The 3,159-nt window shown below is 65.3% G+C and carries 3 protein-coding genes; 2 read left to right on the forward strand and 1 reads right to left on the reverse strand.

The annotated features are described in order from the left end of the window. Nucleotides 1-648, forward strand: a 648-nt coding sequence (gene gph / locus Q0C59_RS08090; protein ID WP_291213935.1) for a phosphoglycolate phosphatase, incomplete at its 5' end; no start/stop codon positions are given. Between the two features lie 3 nt (nucleotides 649-651). Here the strand turns inward: gph and Q0C59_RS08095 are convergent. Next, nucleotides 652-1,260, reverse strand: a complete 609-nt coding sequence (locus Q0C59_RS08095) for a chalcone isomerase family protein (protein WP_291213937.1) — start codon at nucleotides 1,258-1,260, stop codon at nucleotides 652-654. Nucleotides 1,261-1,656: 396 nt separating this feature from the next. Between Q0C59_RS08095 and trpE the strand changes: the two genes are divergently transcribed. Then, the gene (gene trpE / locus Q0C59_RS08100; protein ID WP_291213938.1) at nucleotides 1,657-3,156 is read left to right on the forward strand and encodes an anthranilate synthase component I; all 1,500 of its coding nucleotides are present in this window, start codon (nucleotides 1,657-1,659) and stop codon (nucleotides 3,154-3,156) included. Nucleotides 3,157-3,159 lie beyond the last annotated feature (3 nt).

The following is a 3,159-nucleotide window of genomic DNA, read 5'->3' on the forward strand; positions in this document are numbered from 1 at the left end:
ATCGTTGATCTCGATGGCACGATGGTCGACACCCTGGGCGACTTCGATGTCGCCCTGAACGGGACCTTGAAGGCGCTGGGCCGGCCCGGCGTCACCCGCGCCGAGATCGAGCGCATGGTGGGCAAGGGCTCGGCGCACCTGATCCGGTCGGCCTTGCTGCATGGCGGGCTGCAGGCCGATGAGGCGGCGGCACTGCAAGCTGATGCCTGGACGCGCTACCAGGCGCACTACCTCGCCATCAACGGCGCCCACAGCGCGGTGTATCCCGGCGTCGTCGAAGGTCTCACGGCGCTGCGCGAGCGCGGTCTGCCGCTGGCCTGCCTGACCAACAAGCCCCACGGCTTTGCCCTGCCGCTGCTCAAAGCCAAGGGATTGCTCGGCTTCTTCGCCCATGTGTTCGGTGGCGACAGTTTCGAGCGCACCAAACCCGACCCGTTGCCCCTGCTGAAAACCTGCGAAGCGCTGGGCACAGCGCCGGCGAACACGCTCATGGTGGGTGACTCGCAGAACGACGGCATCGCCGCGCGCGCGGCCGGGTGCCCGGTGGTGCTGGTGACCTATGGCTACAACCACGGTGACCCGATCGCACAGGCGCCGCACGACCGGTTGATCGGCTCGCTGGCCGAGTTGACTCTCCGTATTGCCTGACCGTCAGGGTTTTGCTTTCCCGAGCAACGCATCTTTCAATTGCCAGTCGGCCGGTTTCGGCCCCAGCCAGATGCGCATCAACGCATTGAAAAACTCGGGCTCCTTGAACGGCTCGCCTTCCACCTTGCCCTTGATGGTCAGCACCGTGCCGGTGCCGGGCACCCAGTCGATCAGGAAGGTGTCGCCCGCAACCAGCTTCTTGTGGTCGCTGAACACCTGGCTCATGCGCAGCACGCCGGGGATGAGTTTGGAGAAGGCGGCGCGCTCCATGTTGTCTTCCATGCCGCGCGAAAACAGCTTGCCGAGTTCGGCCGAATCGATGTCGCGCAGCATGGTGATGGTCATGCGCCGCGGGCCGGTGGCCGCCAGCACCGCCTCGGGCGTCTCGGCCTTCTGACCCAGGTAGAGCCCGGCGGTGTAGACCTTGAACACCGCCTTGTAGCGGATGCCGGCGCCGTTGAGCACCAGCGGTTGCCCGGCCACGGTGACGCGATCTTCGAGCTTGACGCCGCTCAACTCCACGGTGGCAGCCTGACTGAGTGTTGGCAAGAGCAGGGCAGTGCACAGGGTGAAGGCCGCCAGAATGGATGGGGCAAAAGGCAGGTGTTTCATGGGGCTCCAGATCGAAAAAAAGAACAGGCGTTCTATTTTTCTGATTGTCCCTTCGGGTTGAATCCGCCCTCACAGGGTTTAGCCGTAAAACCAAAGCATGTCGCCGTGACCCACGACACGCCACAGACCCTTTGCTACACTCCGCCCACCATGTTCAACCCATGCACAACCCCCTCAGGTGTTCTGCCGAGCCGCAACGGCCGGGGAGCCTGGCCCTGGCGCAAGCCAGCGTAAACGTGCACTCCCCCCGGGGTTGGCACAGCGACCACCGCGCTCCGCGCCCGCCGCTGTCTCACCCCACCCAAGCCCGGCAGCACCCCTGACCGGATGGCATGTACCCCAGCGCCCCGCCCGATGTGTCGATGACCCGACGCGTGGCCGATGGAAAGAACGAACATGATCACGGAACTGGAATTCAAGAGCCTGGCCCAGCAGGGCTACAACCGCATCCCGCTGATGGCCGAGGCCTTCGCGGACCTCGAAACCCCGCTTTCGCTTTACCTCAAGCTCGCACATGGGCGCGGCGACGGCAAGCACAGCTTCTTGCTCGAATCGGTGGTGGGCGGTGAGCGCTTCGGGCGCTACAGCTTCATCGGCCTGCCCGCGCGCACCTTGCTGCGCGCCACCGGCTTCGGCGCCGAGGCCAAAACCGAGGTGGTGCGTGACGGCGTGGTGATCGAGACCGACCACGGCAACCCGCTCGACTTCATCGCCGCCTACCAGCAGCGGTTCAAGGTCGCGCTGCGCCCCGGCCTGCCGCGCTTCTGCGGCGGCCTGGCCGGTTACTTCGGCTACGACGCGGTGCGCCACATCGAGAAGAAGCTGGAGAACACCTGCCCGCCCGACACCCTGGGCTGCCCCGACATCCTCTTGCTGCAGTGCGAGGAGCTGGCGGTGATCGACAACCTGTCGGGCAAGCTGTATTTGATCGTGTACGCCGACCCCGGCCAGCCCGAGGCCTACGCCAACGGCAAGAAACGCCTGCGCGAACTGCGCGAAGCGCTCAAATATTCGGTGAGCGCGCCGGTGGTCAAGGCCAGCCAGGGTTACCCGGCCGAACGCGACTTCGCCAAGGCCGACTACTTGAAGGCTGTGGACCGCGCCAAGGAGCTGATCGCCGCGGGCGACTTCATGCAGGTGCAGGTGGGCCAGCGCATCAAGAAGCGCTACACCGAGTCGCCGCTGAGCCTGTACCGCGCGCTGCGTTCGCTCAACCCCTCGCCCTACATGTACTACTACCACTTCGGGGATTTCCACGTGGTGGGGGCCTCGCCCGAGATCCTGGTGCGCCAGGAGAACACGGCCGAGGGCACCAAGGTGACGATCCGCCCACTGGCCGGCACCCGCCCGCGCGGCGCAACAATCGAGCAGGACAAGGCGACCGAAACCGAGCTGATCAACGACCCGAAAGAGCGCGCCGAGCACGTGATGCTGATCGACCTGGCGCGCAACGACATCGGCCGCATCGCGAAGATCGGCACGGTCAAGGTGACCGAGGCGTTCGCGGTGGAGCGCTACAGCCATGTGATGCACATCGTGAGCAACGTCGAAGGCATGCTGGTGGACGGCATGACCAGCATGGACGTGCTGAAAGCCACCTTCCCGGCCGGCACGCTCACCGGCGCGCCCAAGGTGCACGCCATGGAACTGATCGACCAGCTCGAGCCCACCAAACGCGGCATCTACGGCGGTGCGTGTGGCTACCTCAGTTATGCGGGCGACATGGACGTGGCCATCGCCATCCGCACCGGCATCATCAAGGACCAGACGCTCTACGTGCAGGCCGCGGCCGGCGTGGTGGCCGACTCGGTGCCCGAGATGGAGTGGAGAGAAACCGAGCACAAGGCACGGGCCTTGTTGCGCGCAGCCGAACTGGTTGAGGAGGGTCTGGAATGAACA

This window comes from Hydrogenophaga sp. (genome assembly GCF_022844385.1).
Lineage (GTDB): Bacteria > Pseudomonadota > Gammaproteobacteria > Burkholderiales > Burkholderiaceae_C > Hydrogenophaga.